This is a genomic window from Mycobacterium kyorinense, from assembly GCF_002101735.1.
Lineage (GTDB): Bacteria > Actinomycetota > Actinomycetes > Mycobacteriales > Mycobacteriaceae > Mycobacterium > Mycobacterium kyorinense.
Genome location: NZ_LQPE01000077.1, coordinates 1 through 1,428, shown reverse-complemented (window position 1 = coordinate 1,428; position 1,428 = coordinate 1). Strand labels below are relative to the sequence as shown.

The 1,428-nt window shown below is 67.2% G+C and carries 2 protein-coding genes; both read right to left on the bottom strand.

Going from position 1 to position 1,428, the window contains the following annotated elements; genetic code table 11:
• The coding region (locus AWC14_RS10015) for a site-specific integrase (RefSeq protein WP_158089883.1) at positions 1–404 on the bottom strand (404 nt) is incomplete at its 3' end.
• Positions 405–432: 28 nt separating this feature from the next.
• A partial coding sequence (locus AWC14_RS10010; protein WP_142281651.1) for an ImmA/IrrE family metallo-endopeptidase occupies positions 433–1,428 on the bottom strand: 996 nt, incomplete at its 5' end.

The window sequence follows — 1,428 nt, the reverse complement described above, 5'->3', positions numbered from 1 at the left end:
CTGGTGAACAGCCGCCGATACGGGACGGTCAGTCCGTGGGCGTCGGCGTGGTAGCGGTAGCAGGCCAGAACCGCTGCGGCCCGCAGTTGGGTGCTGGCCGGGCCCAACCATGTCGGCGGGGCGCCGATGCGGGCGGTGCCGGGCAGATCCCCGCTGCGCAGATAGGCCAGGAACTGACCGAACATCGCGGTGCTGACCTCGCGCCAGTCGGTGCCGGTGTACTCCAGCAGGGTCCACCAGGCCGCCAGCCCGGCGGCATAGGCCTTCACCGTGTTCGGGGAGGCCGCGTCGTCGCGCAGGAACTGCAGGTACTCCTCAGCCGGGTCGACGGGCAGGTGATCGGCGCCCAGCACGGTGTAGGTGTCGGGGCGATCGGTCAGTGCGATCCGCTGCGTGCGTGCCATCGTGTGCTGACCGACCCGTGGCGTTCTGCTAGGCCTGCCGGGGAGCCCGGTGCAGTGGCACCACGATGTCGCCCTGTCCGGCACCGACGTCAGCGGTCCTGGCGTGCTCGGTGCGAGACCGGCCGGGTGCATCGCCTTGACCGGCCAAGATGTCGGCGAGCAGATCGGTGGGATAGATCAGATTGTGGGCGGCCAGGGCTTCGGCCGAATCGGCCCCGGCGTAGCAGACCCCCATCCACCGCCGCAGCAGCCGCGGCCGCTCGGGCTTGTAGGTGTCCCAGCCCGGTTCGGTTTTGCCCCAAGTGTGCCCGGTGTCGGTGTTGATCCTGGTGTAGAGCTGACGCTGCAGCGTCAGTGCGCGGGCGTCGTCGATCAGCTTCGATTCGCGAAGATGAATGATCAACGCCCCAATGGAGATTCGCCACTTCAACTTCACCTCGATCAAGTCATTCAGTGTCGGGGCGTCCGGGATCTCGGCGGCGATCGCCTCGGCGGGCGCGAGCAGCTCGGAGGCAAACCGCGAGGCTTCCCGTTCCTCCTCATCGCTGATATCGCCATAGCGGTGCAACACCAAATGCCCGATCTCATGGGCAACCGTCCAGCGGGTGCGCTCCCACGACTCCATGCCACGCAACAAGACAACGGGGCGGTCGCGATAATCGCCGGTCCGCGCCGAACAGCCCAGATGCTTCTCGGTCAACAAGCCAACCGGTTCATCGTCGGCGTTGTCCCAATCGATCAGCCCGGTGGAACGCGAATGCTTCATCCGCAGCACCACCGGAACCCCCGCGGCTTCCAGCTCGTAGGTCAACCGTTTGATCGGCGTCAAAGGCTCCACGCCCAGCCAGCGGCGGGCCTGCGCGGCTGCAGCGACCACATCGATGCCCGCGGGCAGCGGCTCCAGCCGCACTGCCGGCAGGGTGGCCTGCCGGTTGAGTTGATGGGCAAGATCACCGATGACGTTGGCGAACACCGCCAGGTACTCCTTCTCGGCGGCCGTGGTGGACTTCGGCGCCCGGAACAA